An 18,311-nucleotide genomic window follows, 5' to 3' on the forward strand; every position below is an offset into this window, starting at 1 on the left:
CGTTCACAATAAGGGGGCAGCATGGCTACCCATCGCTTTAAACAAAATGCGGTGCTAATTGCCAACACCTTTGCGTTCACCATGTGTTTTATGGTCTGGACCATGTTTGGCGAGATCGGCGTGCCGATCGCCGAGGAGTTAGGCCTTAATGGCACTCAGTTTGGCACCTTGACTGCCGTACCCATTCTGACCGGGGCCATCGCTCGCCTCCCGTTTGGCTCGATGACTGATCGCTATGGCGGGCGCCCTGTCTTCTTTGTCGTTTTACTGGTGATAATACCCGCTATTTGGTTGGTACAGTTCGCTACTGCTTATTGGCAACTGCTGATGCTGGGGGCATTTATTGGTCTTTCCGGCGGGGCTTTTTCAGTGGGTATCGCTTATACAGCCAAATGGTTCGAGAAGGACCGTCAAGGGTTGGCGATGGGCATTTTCGGGGCAGGCAATGCCGGTGCGGCGGTTACCAAATATATAGCACCGACGGTCATTGTCATGCTCGGCTGGCAGGCCGTACCCAATATTTACGCGATTATCATGCTAGGTACGGCGGCTTTTTTCTGGTTTTTCACCTTCACTGACCCAAGCCATCGGAATGCTAAAAACATCTCCTTGCGCGATCAGTTGAAAGTCATCAACGACCCCAAGGTGTGGAAGTACTGTCAGTACTACTCGGTTGTGTTTGGTGGCTATGTGGGGGTGTCTTTATGGCTAACGCGTTATTACATGAACGAGTACGGCTTTGGCATTCAATTAGCCGCCTTGATTGCGACTATTTTTGTGCTGCCTTCCGGTGTCATTCGTGCGTTCGGCGGCTGGTTATCTGACCGCTTTGGCGCTCACACTGTGACCTGGACATGTTTATGGGCAAGCTTAATTGCCTTGTTCATTATGTCTTACCCCGAAACATACTACAGCGTACAAGGGGCCGGTGGCGCAGACCGAGTGGAGTTTGGTTTTGGCATCCCCGTATGGCTATTTACTGCCGCGTTGTTTGTGGTGGGCATCTCCTGGGGAATAGGCAAAGCCTCGGTATTTAAATATCTCTCCAATGATTACCATGAAAATCTTGGGCTGGTATCCGGCATTGTGGGCCTAGCTGGCGGTTTGGGCGGTTTTTTGCTACCCATCATGTTTGGTGCACTTGTCGACCTGACCGGCGTTGCTACCACCGTCTGGATGCTGTGTTTCGGCGTCACCTTCGTTTCAATTATCTGGATGTGGTGGACAGAACGGCGCGTCAAAGTACTAACAGAAGACCGACAAACGACCAAAGATTAAACATCCATTTTAGCTGTTAAACCGATTCCCATTTTCCCATCGTCAGGCGCAGCTTATTGGATTCTGGCAGCGCCATAACTCGTTCATCGTTTTCACCTTTATCACCTACGTTTAGCGCAATGCTAACGCAGCGAGCGGCAAGCCTCAGTAAGACTTATGTTTTTCTGAGGCTGAAGCAGCCCAATATAATAAACGCTAATTCAGCCTATTTCGCATCGTCATGCCAATTCCCGATAATCCCGCTACCCTTTTGGTAAGCTTAATTTCTTCATAAAAGAAAACAGACGCTATGCCGCCTGACGGAGGGCGTGCTGATCATTCTCTATTTCTATAATAAGGGGGCCGCGCTTGGAGTTACTTCAGTACGCCTTAGACAATGCGACCCTGCTGCTGTCACGCACGTTTGAGCATATTGCCCTGGTTGGGGTTGCCGTCGGCATTGCGACGTTGACCGGCGTGCCGATCGGCATCGCCATTACCAAAAATGAGCGCGCTGCCCAAGGAGTGCTGTACCTCGCCTCGATTATCGTCACCATCCCCTCCATCGCGCTGTTTGGCATCATGATTCCCGTCCTGTCTCTGATAGGTCACGGGATTGGCTACGTCCCGGCGGTGATTGCCGTATTGCTCTACTCTCAGTTGCCCATCATTCGTAACACCTATACCGCCATCAACAATGTGAACCCCGCGTTGCGGGAAGCCGCTCGAGGCATTGGCATGAGCCCCAATCAACGCCTGCGGCTGGTCGAAATTCCCCTCGCGGTACCGGTCATCATGGCGGGGGTTCGCACAGCGGTCGTTCTCAATATTGGCGTGATGGCAATTGCCGCCTATATCGGCGCCGGGGGACTGGGCACCTTCATCAGTCGTGGCATTTCACAGTCAGACCCACGTCAGTTGATCGTCGGTGCGATCGCCGTGAGCCTGCTGGCAATTATCGTTGACTACTCACTGCTGTACGTACAAAAACGCCTGACGCCCAAAGGGATGAGCCGCGAGGCCACAGCGCCCTAACGCCTTCTTCCCCACGAATCTCTACCAATAAGGGGCACCGATATGATTCGACTTGAAAGCCTGACCAAGGTGTTCGATACGCCTAAAGGCGCGGTGGTGGCCGCTGACCATATCGATATGGAAGTACCTGAAGGAGACATCTGCGTTCTTTTGGGGCCATCGGGCTGCGGCAAGACCACCACACTCAAGATGATCAACCGGATCGTAAAGCCCACCTCTGGCAAGGTGTTTATCAACGGTGATGATACCACCGGCCTCGATACCCAGACGCTGCGCCGCAATATCGGCTACGTCATCCAGCAGATCGGCCTGTTTCCCAATATGACCATTGAGGAAAACATCACCATCGTGCCCAAGCTGCTGGGCTGGGATAAGGCCAAGTACAAGGCCCGCGCACGCGAGATGATGGCAATGATTGCGCTGGAGCCGGATGCGTTTCTAAAGCGCTTTCCCAGCGAGCTATCCGGCGGCCAACAACAGCGTATTGGTGTGGCCCGCGCGCTGGCCGCCGACCCGCCGGTGATGCTGATGGACGAGCCCTTTGGGGCCATCGACCCGATCAACCGGGCCGTCATTCAAGACGAGTTCCTCAAGATGCAGCAGGAACTCAATAAAACCATCATGTTCGTCAGCCACGACATTGATGAAGCCATCAAAATGGGTGACCGCGTGGCGGTTTTCCGTGAAGGCCAGCTGGTTCAGTATTCCACGCCCGATGATTTGCTGGCGGCGCCCAAAAACGCCTTTGTGGAATCATTCCTTGGCGAAGACCGGGCGCTCAAGCGCCTGAACCTGGTCAAAGTGCGCGAGATTGTCACGGACGAGATCGGCACGGTGACGCCCGGCGATACGTTGGAAACTGCGCTGGCCAAAATTGACAACTATGGCTATCAAAATGCCATTTTGATGATCAACGATCGCAAGCAGCCCGCCGGCATTATCAGCCGCTCCATTGCCCGCACCACAAAAGGCTACTGCCGCGATCACTTCCAGGCCGTGCCGGCGGTTGTCGGTCTCGACGACGACCTGCGCAAAGCCGCCTCATTGATGTTTGCCCACGATCAGACCTGGCTCCCCTGCGTGAATGAGGAAGGAACGGTGTGCGGTCAGATTACCCAGCGCGCCATGACCAGCCATTTGGGCGCACGCTATCGCGCGCGTCAGGGGGATGATCGCACGCCATCGGCGGCCATCAAGGAGTAACCATGCCTATTCGATCCATAAAAGGGGCGCTTAAGGTACTGGTGCTAGTGGCTATTTTTTTCGCCGGTGTATGGAGCCAGTCCAGCGGCGTCATCGATGAATTTATCTGGTATCTGCCCGACGTTCAGTACTTGGTGGTTCAGCACATTTGGCTGACGGTGATGTCGGGTAGCCTGGCCATTATCGTCGCCATTCCGCTGGGCATCGTACTCTCCCGGCCGAGCATGGCACGGATGGCCGAATCGCTGATGCAGGTGCTCAATGTGGGCACCACGATCCCCACCCTGGCCGTGCTCGCGCTATCGATGAGCTTTCTGGGCATTGGCACGGTACCGGCTGTTTTTGGCTTGTTTGTCGCGACGCTGCTGCCGATTACCCGCAATACCTATGCGGGTTTGAAGGGCGTTAACCCGGCACTCATGGAAGCTGCCGCCGGTATTGGCATGTCGCCCATGCAGCGGCTTTTCAAAGTTGAACTGCCCAATGCGCTCTACGTGATTTTTGCAGGGATGCGCACCGCGCTAACCATCAATGTCGGCACCGTGCCGCTGGCGTTCTTGATCGGTGCGGGTGGCCTCGGTGAGTTGATATTCACCGGCATTGATCTTTACGACCCGGTCATGATGCTTGCGGGCGCTATTCCCACGGCGCTGCTGGCGATTGTGGTCGATGCGCTCATCGCGTTGACTGCGTTTCTCCTCGTCCCCCGAGGGGTCAACCCGGGCCGCGCTTAAGTATCACCGTGACTTACGTTTCACTAACAAAAGAAGGATTCCAATCATGAAAACATTGACGACAACCCTCACCGGCATTGCCCTAGCGGGCAGCATCAGCGTCGCCAACGCAGACGAGATCAGCGTTGGCGGCAAGAATTTTACCGAGCAGCAAATCCTCTCCAGCATGACAACTCAGTACCTGGATGAACTCGGTTACGACGTCGACAGCCGCTCGGGCATGGGCTCTGCCGTTCTTCGCCAAGCACAAGAGAACGGCCAAATCGATCTCTATTGGGAGTACACCGGCACCTCGCTGATAAATTACAACGACGTCAGCGAAAGCCTAAGCCCGGAAGACACCTACGAGCGGGTGAAGGAGCTCGACGCCGAGAAAGGCCTGACCTGGCTTGAACCGTCGGCTGCCAACAACACCTATGCACTTGCCATGCGCGAAGATGACGCTGATGAGCGCGGTATTGAAACGCTGTCTGACTTAGCCGACGCCGTCAACGATGGAGAGGGACTAACGTTTGCGCTTAATGCCGAATTTTATGCCCGGGAAGACGGTTGGCGCCCACTGCAAGAGGCATACGATTTCCGCGTCAGCCGTGGCGATGTGAGCCGCATGGATACAGGGTTGGTATATCAAGCATTACGTGATGAGGAAGTCGACGTTGGGCTAGTGTTTGCCACCGACGGTCGTATCCCCGCCTTTGACTTTTACGTGCTTGAAGACGACCAAAACTTTTTCCCTGCCTATGCGCTGACCCCGGTAGTGCGCACGGAAACCCTGGAAGCTAACCCTGACCTCGCCGATCAGATGAACGCGCTTTCCGAGCTGTTAGACGATGACACCATGGCCGAACTCAACGCCCGCGTGGATGTCGAGCGCGAGTCGATTGAAGACGTAGCAGAAAGCTTCCTCGAAGAGAATGACCTGCTCTAACGTGGCTAGGCGCTCTGGTAGAGGGCTGGCATAATATGACGTGCCATCACAACGCAGCAAAGCCGCTCCCAGGGAGCGGCTTTTTCAATGGGGGAGCCCATGCATTATCAAACTAGCCTGCGGGTCGGCGCTGCACAGATAAATACCGCGCTTGGCGATGTGGACCATAACCTTGAACGCCATCTGGCGCTGATCGCCGAAGCGCAGCGTGACCAAGTGGAGCTACTGGTATTTCCCGAGCTTTCACTGACCGGCTATCGGTTGGCCAGCCGCGTCATGCAGGTAGCAATGCCGCTGGAAGACCCACGCTTTCAAACACTGGCCGACGCATGCGGCTCCATGCAGTTGGTGGTGGGCTTTGTGGAAGAGGCGAGTCCTGGTGAATATTACAACGCGCTGGCTATCTTTCAGCACGGCCAGCTCATCGCTGTGCATCAAAAGCTTAACCTGCCGACCTACGGTGGGCTTGAGGAAGGCAAGTGGTTTACCCATGGCAGCGAACTCACCCAAACCGATATTCGCCCTGGCTGGTCCGCTACCCAGCTCATTTGCGCTGACTTGTGGAACCCGGCACTTGTGCACGCCGCCCTACCATACTCTGCGCACCGATCAACTCGGCCAGCGGCATCGTCAGCGATGACTTTTCCAACGAGGAAAACTGGGCGTTAAACACGCGCTTTTATGCGATGACCTACGGCACGCCGGTGATTATGGCAAACCGCTTCGGGCCGGAAGGCGACAGCCATTTCTGGGGCGGCTCGCGCATTCTCGGACCGGGCGGCGAGATACTGGCGAAAGCCGACGACAAAGAAGCACTGATTGTTGCCGACTTGTCACGCACCGCGATTGCCAAGGCACGCTTCGAGCTGCCCACCCACCGCGATGCCGACACACCGCTGGTGAGAGAACTAATGGCCGGGTACCGCTAACAGCCGGCTTGGCTATTGACGCTTAGCGTCCAAGCAAGGCGTCGTTAAACGGATAGCGGGAAAGCCGCTCAATGCCGGTCTCGGTGATCAGCACTTCCTCTTCCAGCTTGACGCCATCGGCGGCACCCACCTCGCCAATGTAGCTTTCCACCGAGACCACCATCCCGGGCTCCAGAACACCGTCCTTGGAGAAGCGATCAAAATCCATATGGTGGGCGACCAGCGGGGTCTCACCGTGCATGCCCACCCCGTGAATGATCGACGGGTAACGGCGGTCAATAAAGCGCTCGGGGATTTTCCAGGCCTTCTCAGCGATTTCACGGTAGCTGATACCGGGTTTGAGCAAGCCCATGTTGTGGTGCACCTGGTCGTAAGCCATACGATATATTTCGCGCTGGTAGGCCGTTGGCTTGCCCGGCCCGACATGGAAGGTGCGCGAGAAATCTGAGTAATAGCCATGGCAACCGATGGTATCGGTATCCAGCGCCACCAGCTCGCCAGGGCGAATCTTACGGTCGCTGGCTTCGTTGAACCAGGGATTGGTGCGCGGCCCCGAGGACAGCAAGCGGGTTTCGATAAACTCACCGCCGCCTCGGATCACCTCACCGTACATGATCGCGAACAGCTCGTTCTCGGTAATCCCAGGTTTAATTGCCGCTTCGACTTCCGCCACGGCGGCTTCACTGGCAGCCATCGACTGCGCCAAACAAGCAATTTCCTCGGGTGTTTTGATGCGCCGACAGTGCAACGTGTCCTGCATGCAGTCATAAACATCCAGCCCCTGCGCTTCTAATGCCCGCGCCAGGTTCAGCGCGCAGCGATCCAACCCAACCTTTTTGTTGCCCTTACCGTGCTCTTTGACCAACTCGGCAATTTCCACGCCGAAAGGATCGGACGACATACCGTCGCGCTGGTTAACGGCCGACCACACTACCTTGGAGGTTCGCGCCTCATCGATGGTCTCAAGCCAGGTTGAGACATGGGCGCTACCAGGGTATTCAAACAGAATAATCGGCCCTTCCAGCGGCACGTATACGTACCGCGTGGAGTTGCGCAAAAAGTAGCCGAACATGTTGCGCGACCCGGTCGCATAACGCTGATTGTTCGGGTCAAACAGCACCAGCGCCGCGTACCCTTCCTCCGCCATCATGGCACGCAGGCGCTCCAAACGCCCGGCACGTAGCTGCTTGGGGTCAAACGCGGTGGGGATGCTATCGCCGTTGGCCATCGGCGCTGACGGAACGACTGGAATGTTGTCCGGCTCGTTATCGGTGAGGCTTTCGCTTTCAACAATGCTCATGAATATCTCGCGTTAGGAGTGGGTAGCCGTTGTAAAGACGACATGGCGTTAATCCGCCAGGCTATCGCTGCGCTGCATGCCGTCTTTCAGCAGTTGTTCATGCACTGGCGCCATGCGGCCGAAGATGCGCTGGGCACGCTCGGGCCGACCCACAAAACCGGGCTCTTTGGCGTAGGCGAAAATTACCGTATGGCGCTCTTTATCTCCCTCGACCGGCGTTACGCGGTGGAGTGAATAACGACCAAAGAAAATCTGCAAATCGCCCGGTTGAAGATCCAGCGCTTTCAAGCGTGAGCGATCACCATCGATGACCTTTTCCACCTCGGCGAAGTTTTCACCCTCTGGGTTGCGAATGCCTGGTGCATACTCAAAGCGCCCCCCGGCGTGGGATTGCCGGGTCATCATGGTGACGATGAACTCGTTGGTGTCGTAATGCCATGGGTGCTGACACCCCTCGCGCAGCACGTTCACCACCAGATCCGCCAGCGGGTCGGCATATTGGTGAATCTCGTCGAGACCTACCACCGCGCCGATAAAACGCTGAAATTCTGGGTTCTCATAGACCTGACGGATAATCGTCTCACGGCCGATACGATCACCGGCGACAAAACCATTGGTACGGTCATCGAAACGGTTTTTCGGGTGAGAGGCCGGTAACGACGCGTCCCCATCGCTGTTATAGGGGTTCGTTTCGGTTTGATTGTAGTGGGCGTCCGGCGATAACCGCTCTGTTTCACGTTCCAGCCGGGCTAATGCGGCTTCAGGGACAAAGTTTTTAAGTACCACGCAACCGTCTGCTTCCAACTGACGTTGGCAGCCGGCAATAAATGCCTTACCCGCAGGCGAAGACAATTCATTGATCGGGTATTGTTCAAGATCAATCAGCCCCTCCAAGGCATTCGCGGGTTGTTCAGTGGCGGTTATTGACATGGGGTCACGCTCCTGTCGCGTTGAAAACTCATTTGGACAGGCTAGTGAAGGGGCTTCCATAATAGAAATGAATAGTTAAGATAACACCCATTTAAATGGCTCATTCATCATGGACACAGACCTACTGCGTGCGTTTGTCACCGTCGCAGAATGCCAGGGGTTTAGCGCGGCAGGCAAAGTGCTGCACCGAACCCAATCGGCGATGAGCTTGCAGATCAAGCGGCTAGAAGATCAGATGCACCAAGCGCTTTTCGAGCGCACCAGCCGCAGCGTATTGCTCACGGCGGCGGGCGAGCGTCTGCTGCCCTACGCTCGTCATATGCTCAAGCTGGAAGATGAAGCCAAAGATCTACTAAAGGGCGGGACCCACGGCGAGCTCATCCGCTTGGGCACCTCGGAAGAACAGGCGGCCACCTACTTGCCCGATTTGCTGCCGCGCTTTTCGACCCAGTATCCGCATATTCAGCTTGAAGTGCAGTGTGATATCAGCGACACCCTGGTCAAGCGGTTTCAGGAAGGGTTGTTGGACGTGGTGCTCTCGGTAAGGCATAAGCCTACCCAATCTGGCCACTTACTCGGCTGGGAGCCAATGGTGTGGGTCATGGCCGAACACGCCTCGCTTTCGCAATGGCAAACGCTGCCGTTGGCCCTAAATCCCGAAGGCTGCATTTTCAGGGCGCATGCGTTATCCGCCCTGGGCCGCGATGAGACGCGCTGGGAACTGCGTTACGTCAGCCAATCCCCGACGGGCATCAACATCCCGGTACAAAATGGTTTAGCCATAACGGTTAAAACCCCGCGCAGCGTGCCACCGGGCTGCCGAATCGTGTCCGAAGAAGAAGGACTACCTCACTTGGGTCATGTCGAAATTGAACTCCACCAGCGCCCCGGGCACTCCAGTGAAGCATTTCAGGCGTTATGCAAATCCCTCGAAAATGTAGTCGCGGAGCACGATTCGATTGCCTGCCTTGGTGGCAGAGAAGTGCCTTAGCACGTCGCTGGTTTTTTATTGGCCGGGATATCAACTTGTGTGCAACGGCTGGCTGAAATTGATTGGGTCAGGTATGAAGCCAGCCGCGCAATTCGCTGTGAACAAAGATAAAGCCTCTTCTGGCTCTAACCCAGGCTATTACTGAGGTTGGGATACAGTCAGGTGCTGCATGTATGGGGCTAGGTATGGATTGTCTCGGTGTCTTCCCCGCCCTGGTTAAGTACTCTATGTAGCTTGGCGCGCCCCAAGTAATTGATCATCGGTAATGCCAGCAGGCTCGAAGGGGCAGTGGGTAAGGCGCCGATAGCGAGGAGTAGCATAGCGGGGATGGACCACTGCTTTTGGCCAGGCTTGTAAGCATAAGATATCAATGCGAGTCCAGAGAGGACGAAGGCCACACAGCCCAGCAGATAGGGGTAGAGAAACTCGGCATTATTGTGAGTGGTATATAGCAACCCACCGCCGACAACCAAAACAACATAAAGAAGAACACAGGCGACGCCGATATCCGGACTGACCTCCTGCTGGTGAATTTCCCGCTCCTTCAGAAAGTCAAACAAAGGGGCTTGGAGCGCCCCCGCATGCTTCGTGTGAACGATTCCTTCCTTCGCACTCATCCCAAACAGCTGCTTGTTGCTGGCATTGCGGATTTCGCCAAGACCGGCTTTGCTGGGGTCATCGGTCTTGCGCCCATTCTTTGTTCTGAGTATTAGCTTTACTGCGTCATCATGGCTCACGAGCCGATCATACAACGATTGGATAAACTCAATATCAAAAGACTTTTTAAAACTTAATGGAAACACGCGCTCTCTCCTTAAAAGGGTGCCGAGCACCCAACTGTCGATTGAATAGCTAGGTTTCAGTTATGCGTCTGATTTCAGACTTATCGTCAGATCCGGTTGATTATCGAATAGCATTTTCAGTAAAGAAAAAGCCAAAAGTCCGACAGGCATGTAAAGCATAAAGCCGAGTCCACCGAATGAGAGGGACACGAGAAGTCCTACGATGATGTAGGGCACCATAAAAACAAACATGACTTTCCCGAATCGCTCTTTTTTCTTCATGGCACTCGCGAGAAGATGCTTGTCCTCGGCCCCGATTGACAGCTCGCTTTCGCACTGTGGGCAAGTGGCCGTATCGGCTTTCAAAAGATCGGTAATCCACTGCGACTCCTTGCAAAAACAAGAGCTACATACGGGGCAATCAAAATCAATGTCTTCAATTAAGGCTTTGTCTTGCTTTTCAATAGGTTCTTTTTCACTCACTGCTTTAGTTCTCCTCTGCTGGGTTAGTGATTCAATACCGTCGAGCATGCTGTCAGCCTGACAAGCTTATTGCTTCAGGCCGAAAGTGACGCTTCCTCGCCATAGACCTCGGCTAAGATGGCAATGATCGGCCGGTTTGGCTGCAGAGCATGACGCTGTTTGACCTCTTTTGAGAGGCGCGCAAGCTCTGCGCTAGACTTGGCCCACTGTTCCTCGGGAAGGGGTTCGACCACTCATCAAGGCTCGCAGGCAGGGTCTTCTGACCGGCCTTCTGAATGGCGCGGATTTCGTGGGCAAGAGAATCGGCGACAGATAAATAACCTTGCCACCTGGAAAGGACTCAATATCATCAGCCCGGAGGGGCTGGAAGAAAGCAGGGCGCGGCAAGTCCGGTGCCTTCTGACTCATAACTGACGTCCTTGTCGCTTAAAAATGTTTAAGATTCCATTAACTTCTGCTAACAGAGCAATCTCAAATTGATAATCAGAGAAGTACAAGAGGGACCGAATAAGCAACCACCGGTTACGCTATTCAGCTTTACTGAGGGCCAAGAAAAAACATTAGCGGCGCTCAAACAATATCTAAAAACCCTCAACCTAACCAACTTTATACATAATAAATACTTACAAATGAAACTTTTCTTCCACAATCTCAACTTCTGGAAGCCTGCTTTTAAAGAAACTTAATACATTTTCCCGTTCACCTTCCCTGCAATAAATCTCTCTAATACCCTCTGGAATTACTTCATCAAGTTCAGGATGATACCAGGGTATATTTAAGCCAATAATATCTCTTCCCGGGTAAAGGTAGATCTTATCGGTTTTTCGCCAGTCAAGTTCGTCATGACGGCTTCCTCTAGCGATTTCCTGATATCCTTTTGACGAGCCCATCATCCATGCAGCGAAGCCCATTGCCAGTGGGCCAAGGCTAGTAATGATCAGAGAAGGATCCATGATAATGAGCACTACCACAATCGGCATTAAGATAATGGCTGACCATTTCAGAAATGGCTTCACGGCATCCATCTGGGGTTTCCAGGAACACTCTTCAGCATGTGTTTCCGTAAAGCGGTAGACAAGGATAGCGGTCTGGTGGGTCATGCTCATGGCAATCAATATGAAAAGTATGAACATCCCCCCACCAATCAAAACGGAAACTAACAACGACTCATCAACAAGGGCCATAAAATACCCCCCCCCCAAACTAATAAGCGCAAATACGACAAACAAAGCATTCGCCGCGGGCGTATCATAATTGCGCGCCCTAATTTGCCAGCTCATTACTGCAGGTTCATCCACATGTTCCCAGGGAATTTGGGCGATATAGTCCTGCTTGGGCTGAATAAACCACATAAACGTATCCTTACTCTTCTGGGGTCATGGGAACCGTGAGTTCAAAACGGGTAGGCGCGCTAACCTCACCGCTCTCTTCAGTATTGGGTTCGATTTCTTTTTTGCCAGAGGCGGCATCGGCTTTATAAAAGGTGTAGTTTGATTGACCTTCGTTTGACGATAGCAATGTTTCGGAATAATCCATCGTGAGGATGAATGAGGTGTTTTCTGCTTGCTCGCTAGCCGGTATCCAGGCCTGCCAAACACGCACATCATCTGTATCATAGTCAGCATCGGCAGGTAGTTCAGCTCCTCGCCCGTCTTGCCGAGAGAAGCTTTGCTCGAAGCTGCCGCCATCTGCCCAGAAACCACTTCGGGCAATCTCGGAAATCTTAACGGTCTCCCCCGCTAGGAAAGCGGGAAAAGCAATCTGCACCCAGAAGCCTTCATGAACATAGTTGATTTTCACTCCATAGTAGGTGCTATGGGATTCGCCAATGTCGATGCCCCCCTTCACGGCAGTTAATTTGACTGAAGGCTGCAACAAGGTTTCCATCAAGGCCCGCCACTCGTTTTTATTGCCCTCGTCACTGTCCTCCCACTGCAGGTCGCCCTTGCCCCAGGTGCTGGTATACAGCCAGCCGCGTACTCCTTCACGCTTGTAGCGGGCAGCGAAATGCGAGGCGATTAGGTGGACAACACCAGCCGCAAATAAAATGCCAGAGACCCAGGGCCCGAGTATCCAGGCGAAGGCGAATGTTCGTCCTAGAATGGCTATTCGACCCCTGATAGCCCCAGCCATCTGAAATCCTGCTGTAATAGTCATAGCGGCGCCAGCAGCTCTTTTGACATGAAGCGCATAAAGTTCGCCACTACTGGTTGCTTCCCTTAACTCTTTGCTTGTCTGCCAAGTATCCAGCCCTGCAGCAATTGCCCCAATGGCCGACAACCCCGCCATACGGGTGGCCAATTTTGCGGCAAGGCGTGCAGCCTGTGCGTTATTCGTTGATGCACTCCATTTAGAAACGCCTGCACCCGCCACCGCCGTCATTTTTCCTGACAGCATGAATTTCTGCTTAGCATATTTATCCCAAAACGGCATTACCCATAGACTCATAACCGCCACCGTGGCAGCCCCCGTCGTTGCCGCTAGTTTGCGCATATCCTCTTCATCCACGCCCTCTTTTTGGGCGGTGCGAGCAGCGTCGATAAAGTTGTAAAGGTTAAGCCCTGCAATTAAGAGCGCCATACCACCGCCTAATTGATCAACCCGACTGGTTAAGTGGCGTTTTGCGGCGCTGGCGCCGCCGATGAGTTTCATGCGGTGCTGTTCGCGCAGTTCATGATAGCCCACGCTGGCAAGATTATTAGTGCTTACTTGGTTACCCAAAGCACGCTGGTCGAGCGAGTTATCCGCAGCCGTTATACGCTTAGGCTCGTTGTACGCATGCTCGAAACGCTGCTGTTCTAGCTGCTCTAACTCTCGGAGATTTGCATGGCGCTCCTGAGCGCTGTAGCCAGCATTCTTGCTGCGTCGCTCAACGTCGCGAATTCTTCCAGTAAGCTCCCAAGCTCTTTCTCGCCATTGGCGGTGCTTGGTTTCGTAGGCGGTATCTATCACCAGTTCCGAAGACGCAATTTCCGGGTGTACCAGAACGACCATCACGGAATGCACTAGCGACCTTGCGGCCTTTTCCAGAGACACCTGCCCTTTGGCACTTAAAGAAGGCAAAAATTGATAGCCAATGGTTTCCCACAGTTTCTTGGAAGAGCCGCTTACCTGCGCTCGAAGTGTATCGAACGCTTCACGTACAGACGGCGCCAGGGCTTGATAAACAGGATGCCTCTGCACCTCGTCCAGCTCGAGAATGCCGATAGCGTCGTTAATTTGCGACACCACGCTGGTGGCCGTTACACCGCTATCGGCGGGCTCTCCATCTTCCGTACCCTGTTCGATGAAATGTTTCGTAATGGTTTCTAAGGCGTCGGCCAGGGCTGGATCGAAATTCAGCATCGAAAAGCCGATCAGCGTATCTTTCGCTTGATAGGTATCATTCAACCAAACACGGCCGGTCTGCGTCCCGCCAAGTGCTTCAATCACCATGCAGCCAAATTCATGAATGGCCTGGTTCTTCTCGGCAACACAGGTATCAATACACAGCTCTTGAGCCGATGTTGGCAGCCGTTCCATCCAAATAATTAAATCCGCGAGGCTGTTTTCCACATGGGCCTGCAAGCGCTCAAGCTGTGGGCCTTTTTCAGTTAAGAAGGCAATAGCGTCATCCAGCCTGACATCAAGACGGGGAAGTTCTTTCCCATGCCACTCTTCATATAGCGGGCTATTGAGACCAGGAGGATTCGGCATGCCGAGTTCAATAAGCTCTTCGCGACGCTGATTGATACGCTGCTCCCTGTGGAGCAACGTATGATCTGATCCGTTAGTCACATTTTTCAAAGCATCGAGTAGTTCACCGGTCTTAACGGTCAGTTCGCGATAACGCTCTGGGTCTTGGCGGATATCATCACTGATCAGTTCATCAATATCGATCAGGCACAGGGCTTTAACGACTTGAGCGGTCTCTAGCTTATGTCCGTGTTCATCCAGAAATGCCTCTAGCTCCATTTCTCGACCGACAAGCGCCATAGTCAGGTCGTTAACGATTCCTAAATCGTCATCAAGCGCTACAAACACCGCTTCGTCGTGATGCTTGATGTCGGCTAATACGCTGTCTTGGCTGATTTCGGGTTTTACTGCAAGTAATTGATAGACCCCTTCTTCGGCACTTTCATCGCCTTCCGTCGCCACATCCCGCTCTACGGTCGAGACGGTAGTGCTCGTGAAGCCACTAACCGCACCATTGGGCGTAATGTCTGCAACATACTCAGCAATCTGAGTTAACGGAGCGGCATGGGTGGAAAGCGATGCGCAATCGCCCACCGTATTTATCGCCGCTATCAAATCGACTGAACGCATAATGCGGTGACGAAAATCTTCGTTTTCCAGCGCATACTCACGAATGCGCTCGGTCCATTGGACGGAGGAGTAGGCTAAGGCGATGGAGGCATAGGTTGGATACGTTAGGTGAGAAGCACCATTGAACGTAGCGCCTTCCACGCGGTATTCGTCAAGTCGTTGCTCTCCCTCTTCCTCCACCCAGACATAGAGCCAGCCGTCTCGCAGTTGTCGAAGCGTGTAGTCGCGGGTTTCGAGTGAAGGGTAATCTGGCCCCTGCCAATCATCGTCAATCGGGTGTGGCGCTGGCGCATCTGCTTCGGTGGGCGCCTCGTCAATGGCGTAACGCACGGGGAAAATATCGATGTCGATAAACAGTGGGCAGACACCGCCTCCAAGGGGCGTTTCATCAAAGGCGGCATCGCGTGCCTGCGCTTGAACATCCGTGTTAGCCATCGGCTTCCTCGTCTATAAATAGTGGTTCTTGGGAAAGTGATGCGTGACTCTGCGCGCCTTGAGGGGCGTTAGCGGCCGGGGTGCGGCTCCAAGCATCCAATGCATAAAGCTGATCTTGCCGGGAGAGGCGAGCGTCGTTAGGCGAATGCCGTGCCCAATCGGCATACAAGCCATCGCTCGCGGTCATATAGTCTTCGCCCCAGTTCAAGCTGAGCTCCACCCAGATGGCGAGCTGGCGTTCCGTGCTGACTCCCCACGCGATGGCATCGTCTAAGCGGTCGTCAAGCCATTGACCGCGACCCTCACTCGGAAGACGTTGCCACGCCTCGGCCGCATGCTCGCTAAAGTAATCCGTCAGGCGCTCCTTGAGTTGCCAGCGGGTCACCGCCTCAAGGGCCGTTAGCTGGTCACGCCCCATGGGTGGGAACGTATCTGCCGTCGCTGTCTTCGTTGTCTCTGAGCTCACTTGAGACATAAAGGGCTGCCATGTGATGGGGCGCGGCGCGGCCCAATTAGGCGCCCAGTCCGCCACCCACCACGTATCGATGGGCCCCATGAGCGCCGCCGGAAGGTCATGCCCATAGCTGCTCAACCAGTGCCTAGTGACCAGGGGATCCGCGAAGCGCAGTAGCTGCTCCTGCCCGCCTTCCCCGTTAAACGTCACACATCGAGCCAGGTGATTGCTCAAGTCGCCCGTGCTTGCGGGGCTGCTCAGTAACGAAAGCGAACGATATAGTCTTTCTTCGTTAGCGTAAGCTTCCTCCGCCAGGCCATTGTTTTTAAGACGCACCAGAATTGGCCCCTGCTCAGCCAAAGATGACCAGCGAGTCATCAAGTAGAGGGGCTCGATATCCTCAATGTCATCGCAGCTATATAAGCGCTGGAACGCATTGGGGTAACGAACCCCGTCCACCAATGCATGTGTGATTGCCTGAGGGCGTTCCATCTAGCTATTTCCCTGGTTTGTCTCTTCACAAATCTCACAGCTTGGCGGAGCCTTCAGCAGGGTTTTAAGCTGAGCAGGGCGATTGATAGGCGCAACAGCCTGGTGGCTCTCTGTCTCTGCTTCCATCGGTAATGTCGGCCCCTGCGCCGCCTGCCCACTGCCACTGCCTGGGCTACCCCCAGAGTTAATCTTGACCTGCGGACCAACAATGGTGACGCCACTGGGGTCGATTTTCAGGAAGCTGCCACCTGCTTTTAGGGTGATTTCCGCGCCTGCTTCGATCACCACCTTCATGCCCGCTTTGTGATGAATTTCTTGCCCGGCTTCCAGCAGCTGAGCCTGGCCGATTTTTTCATGACGGGTGCCGTCGATCATCAGGTGGTCGTCGCCATCTACCTTCGTGTGGCGATTGTGATGCACTGTGTGGTGATCGTCGTTATCGATTTCGCTGATGCGGTCGTTATGCACCTTGAGGTGGCTGTCGTGCTGGATCTCTTCGGTGCGGTCGTTAAGCGTCAGTAGCTCCAGGTCTTTCTGGGCGTGGAGCCAGATCTGTTCTTCGCCCGCTTCGTCTTCAAAGCGCAGTTCGTTGAAGCCTTCGGCCTTGTGGCTTTGGGTGCGTAGTACCGTGCGGGTTTTGTGCTCGGGCAGCGGGTAAGGCGCGGTGTTGACGGCGTGATAGGTACGCCCGGTAACCAGCGGCTGATCTGGGTCACCCTCCAGAAACGAGACAATCACTTCGTGGCCAATGCGCGGAATGGCGATGCTGCCATAGCCGCCGCCCGCCCAGCCCTGGGCGACGCGTACCCAGCAGCTAGCCGTGTCATTTGGCTCTGCGTAGCGATCCCAGGGGAACTGGACCTTGACCCGGCCGTGCTCGTCGCAGTGAATCTCTTCGCCTTCCGGGCCAACCACAAAGGCAACCTGGGGGCCATCGACGCGGGGTTTGGGATTAGGCGTTGCTCGCCAGGGGGCATCACCGGGGATCAGCGTGACCTGATTGTGGTAGCGGGTCATCCCGGCAGAATCACTTTGAGTGATGCCGTCTTCTTCCAGCGCCTGGGGCTGCTCGCCGACATGACGTACTTCGATGGCCTGCCAATCGCGGTTGAGGCTGTCGGTGTCGTGGTCGGTCAGGCTAAAGCGCAGGCCGGGGGCCAGTTCTGGCAGGTCGCTTTCCGCGCTGGCAGTAATCGCCTCGCGGCGCAGTTGTTCCAGGCGGATGCGGGTAAAGGGCTCGCCGGAGGCGTCCTGCTTGTAGCGGCCGGGGTAGTCGTAGTGTTCGTAGTCCACTTGCTGGCCGTGCTGCTCAACGTCGCGGCCCAGGTGGTCGTGGAGTTGCGCATAGGCGGGGTTCTTGAAGCTGTAATCCTTGAGCGTGGCGGACGAACTCGCCACCCGGGCGGTATGGCTGAGTTTGCGCACATGGCGCATGGGAGCGGTGCCACCGGCACGGCTGTGATAGCTGAGCTCGCCTAGGCTAGTGAGTAGCTGCGGGTCGTCGGCGAAGATCAGCCGATGGGCGCCGCCGTCACGTGCTTCAAACTCATGAAAATAAAACAGCCCCTCTTCGGCGGCCAGGCGCTCGATAAAGGCGAGGTCGGTCTCGCGGTACTGCACGCAGTACTCGCGCTCGGCAAGCTCGCGGGTGACCGCAAAAGAGACGTCAGTAATACCCCGCTCGTCGCACAGGGTGTTGATGATGGTGAGCGGGTCGACCTTCTGGAAGATGCGCGAGTTGTGGCGCAGGGAAAGCCGCCACAGCGCCGGGCGCAGCACCAACGAGTAGAAGGTGCGGCGGTGGCCGCGGTCGCCCCGGCCAAATTCGCTGACGATGCCGTGCACCCGGCGCAGCGCTTCGCCGTCCTGCCAGATGGTTAATGAAGCTTCACGATCCAGCAGCTCAGCCGCGTCCAGGCTGCCGTCACGGCTGGCCAGGCTAAGCGCCAGCTCGAAAGGTTGGGAGAGCGCTTCGCGGTGGGTGAAGTCGATCACCGCGATGTCGTCAACGCCAGGTAGCGTCAGGGTGAATTGCAGGCCTGTGCCTATCATC

Annotated in this window: 16 protein-coding genes; 8 read left to right on the forward strand and 8 right to left on the reverse strand. The window is 54.9% G+C overall.

Going from position 1 to position 18,311, the window contains the following annotated elements:
• Positions 1-21: 21 nt before the first annotated feature.
• The 7 genes from GA0071314_RS16160 to GA0071314_RS19915 all read left to right on the forward strand — a co-directional run bounded on the left by GA0071314_RS16160 (position 22) and on the right by GA0071314_RS19915 (position 6,086).
• A complete protein-coding gene (locus GA0071314_RS16160) occupies positions 22-1,278 on the forward strand; it encodes an MFS transporter (protein WP_074397590.1) in 1,257 nt (418 codons plus the stop codon).
• A gap of 348 nt (positions 1,279-1,626) precedes the next feature.
• On the forward strand, positions 1,627-2,292 hold the full coding sequence (locus GA0071314_RS16165; RefSeq protein ID WP_074397591.1) for an ABC transporter permease: 666 nt from the start codon (positions 1,627-1,629) through the stop codon (positions 2,290-2,292).
• Between the two features lie 42 nt (positions 2,293-2,334).
• Positions 2,335-3,495: an ABC transporter ATP-binding protein gene (locus GA0071314_RS16170; RefSeq protein ID WP_027337737.1), complete on the forward strand. Its 1,161-nt coding sequence runs from the start codon at positions 2,335-2,337 to the stop codon at positions 3,493-3,495.
• Between the two features lie 2 nt (positions 3,496-3,497).
• Positions 3,498-4,229 (forward strand): ABC transporter permease, encoded by a 732-nt coding sequence (locus tag GA0071314_RS16175; protein ID WP_035574355.1) that lies wholly within the window; start codon positions 3,498-3,500, stop codon positions 4,227-4,229.
• Positions 4,230-4,275: 46 nt separating this feature from the next.
• Positions 4,276-5,157, forward strand: coding sequence for a glycine betaine ABC transporter substrate-binding protein (locus GA0071314_RS16180; RefSeq protein WP_074397592.1), 882 nt, complete (start codon positions 4,276-4,278; stop codon positions 5,155-5,157).
• A 99-nt stretch (positions 5,158-5,256) separates the two neighbouring features.
• Positions 5,257-5,826: a nitrilase-related carbon-nitrogen hydrolase gene (locus GA0071314_RS16185; protein ID WP_269449413.1), complete on the forward strand. Its 570-nt coding sequence runs from the start codon at positions 5,257-5,259 to the stop codon at positions 5,824-5,826.
• A gap of 17 nt (positions 5,827-5,843) precedes the next feature.
• On the forward strand, positions 5,844-6,086 hold the full coding sequence (locus GA0071314_RS19915; protein ID WP_269449414.1) for a nitrilase-related carbon-nitrogen hydrolase: 243 nt from the start codon (positions 5,844-5,846) through the stop codon (positions 6,084-6,086).
• Between the two features lie 22 nt (positions 6,087-6,108).
• Here GA0071314_RS19915 and GA0071314_RS16190 read toward each other — a convergent pair whose 3' ends face one another.
• Complete coding sequence (locus GA0071314_RS16190; protein WP_027337733.1) at positions 6,109-7,386, reverse strand: M24 family metallopeptidase; 1,278 nt, start codon at positions 7,384-7,386, stop codon at positions 6,109-6,111.
• Between the two features lie 48 nt (positions 7,387-7,434).
• Positions 7,435-8,316: a HalD/BesD family halogenase gene (locus GA0071314_RS16195; RefSeq protein WP_074397593.1), complete on the reverse strand. Its 882-nt coding sequence runs from the start codon at positions 8,314-8,316 to the stop codon at positions 7,435-7,437.
• A gap of 109 nt (positions 8,317-8,425) precedes the next feature.
• Here GA0071314_RS16195 and GA0071314_RS16200 point away from each other — a divergent pair, with 109 nt between their 5' ends.
• On the forward strand, positions 8,426-9,307 hold the full coding sequence (locus tag GA0071314_RS16200; RefSeq protein ID WP_074397594.1) for a LysR family transcriptional regulator: 882 nt from the start codon (positions 8,426-8,428) through the stop codon (positions 9,305-9,307).
• 179 nt (positions 9,308-9,486) lie between these two features.
• On the opposite strand, the gene GA0071314_RS16205 is transcribed toward GA0071314_RS16200, so the two are convergent.
• The 6 genes from GA0071314_RS16205 to GA0071314_RS16230 form a co-directional block, all read right to left on the reverse strand.
• Positions 9,487-10,110: a hypothetical protein gene (locus tag GA0071314_RS16205; protein WP_074397595.1), complete on the reverse strand. Its 624-nt coding sequence runs from the start codon at positions 10,108-10,110 to the stop codon at positions 9,487-9,489.
• A gap of 60 nt (positions 10,111-10,170) precedes the next feature.
• Positions 10,171-10,620, reverse strand: a complete 450-nt coding sequence (locus tag GA0071314_RS16210; RefSeq protein ID WP_074397596.1) for a hypothetical protein — start codon at positions 10,618-10,620, stop codon at positions 10,171-10,173.
• Between the two features lie 575 nt (positions 10,621-11,195).
• Positions 11,196-11,924: a hypothetical protein gene (locus GA0071314_RS16215; RefSeq protein WP_074397597.1), complete on the reverse strand. Its 729-nt coding sequence runs from the start codon at positions 11,922-11,924 to the stop codon at positions 11,196-11,198.
• A 10-nt stretch (positions 11,925-11,934) separates the two neighbouring features.
• The gene (locus GA0071314_RS16220) at positions 11,935-15,312 is read right to left on the reverse strand and encodes a T6SS effector BTH_I2691 family protein (protein ID WP_074397598.1); all 3,378 of its coding nucleotides are present in this window, start codon (positions 15,310-15,312) and stop codon (positions 11,935-11,937) included.
• Positions 15,305-16,258, reverse strand: a complete 954-nt coding sequence (locus tag GA0071314_RS16225; protein ID WP_074397599.1) for a DUF4123 domain-containing protein — start codon at positions 16,256-16,258, stop codon at positions 15,305-15,307. The genes GA0071314_RS16220 and GA0071314_RS16225 overlap by 8 nt, the downstream gene beginning before the upstream one ends.
• Complete coding sequence (locus GA0071314_RS16230; RefSeq protein ID WP_074397600.1) at positions 16,259-18,310, reverse strand: type VI secretion system Vgr family protein; 2,052 nt, start codon at positions 18,308-18,310, stop codon at positions 16,259-16,261.
• Position 18,311 lies beyond the last annotated feature (1 nt).

It is taken from the genome of Halomonas sp. HL-93, assembly GCF_900086985.1.
Lineage (GTDB): Bacteria > Pseudomonadota > Gammaproteobacteria > Pseudomonadales > Halomonadaceae > Vreelandella.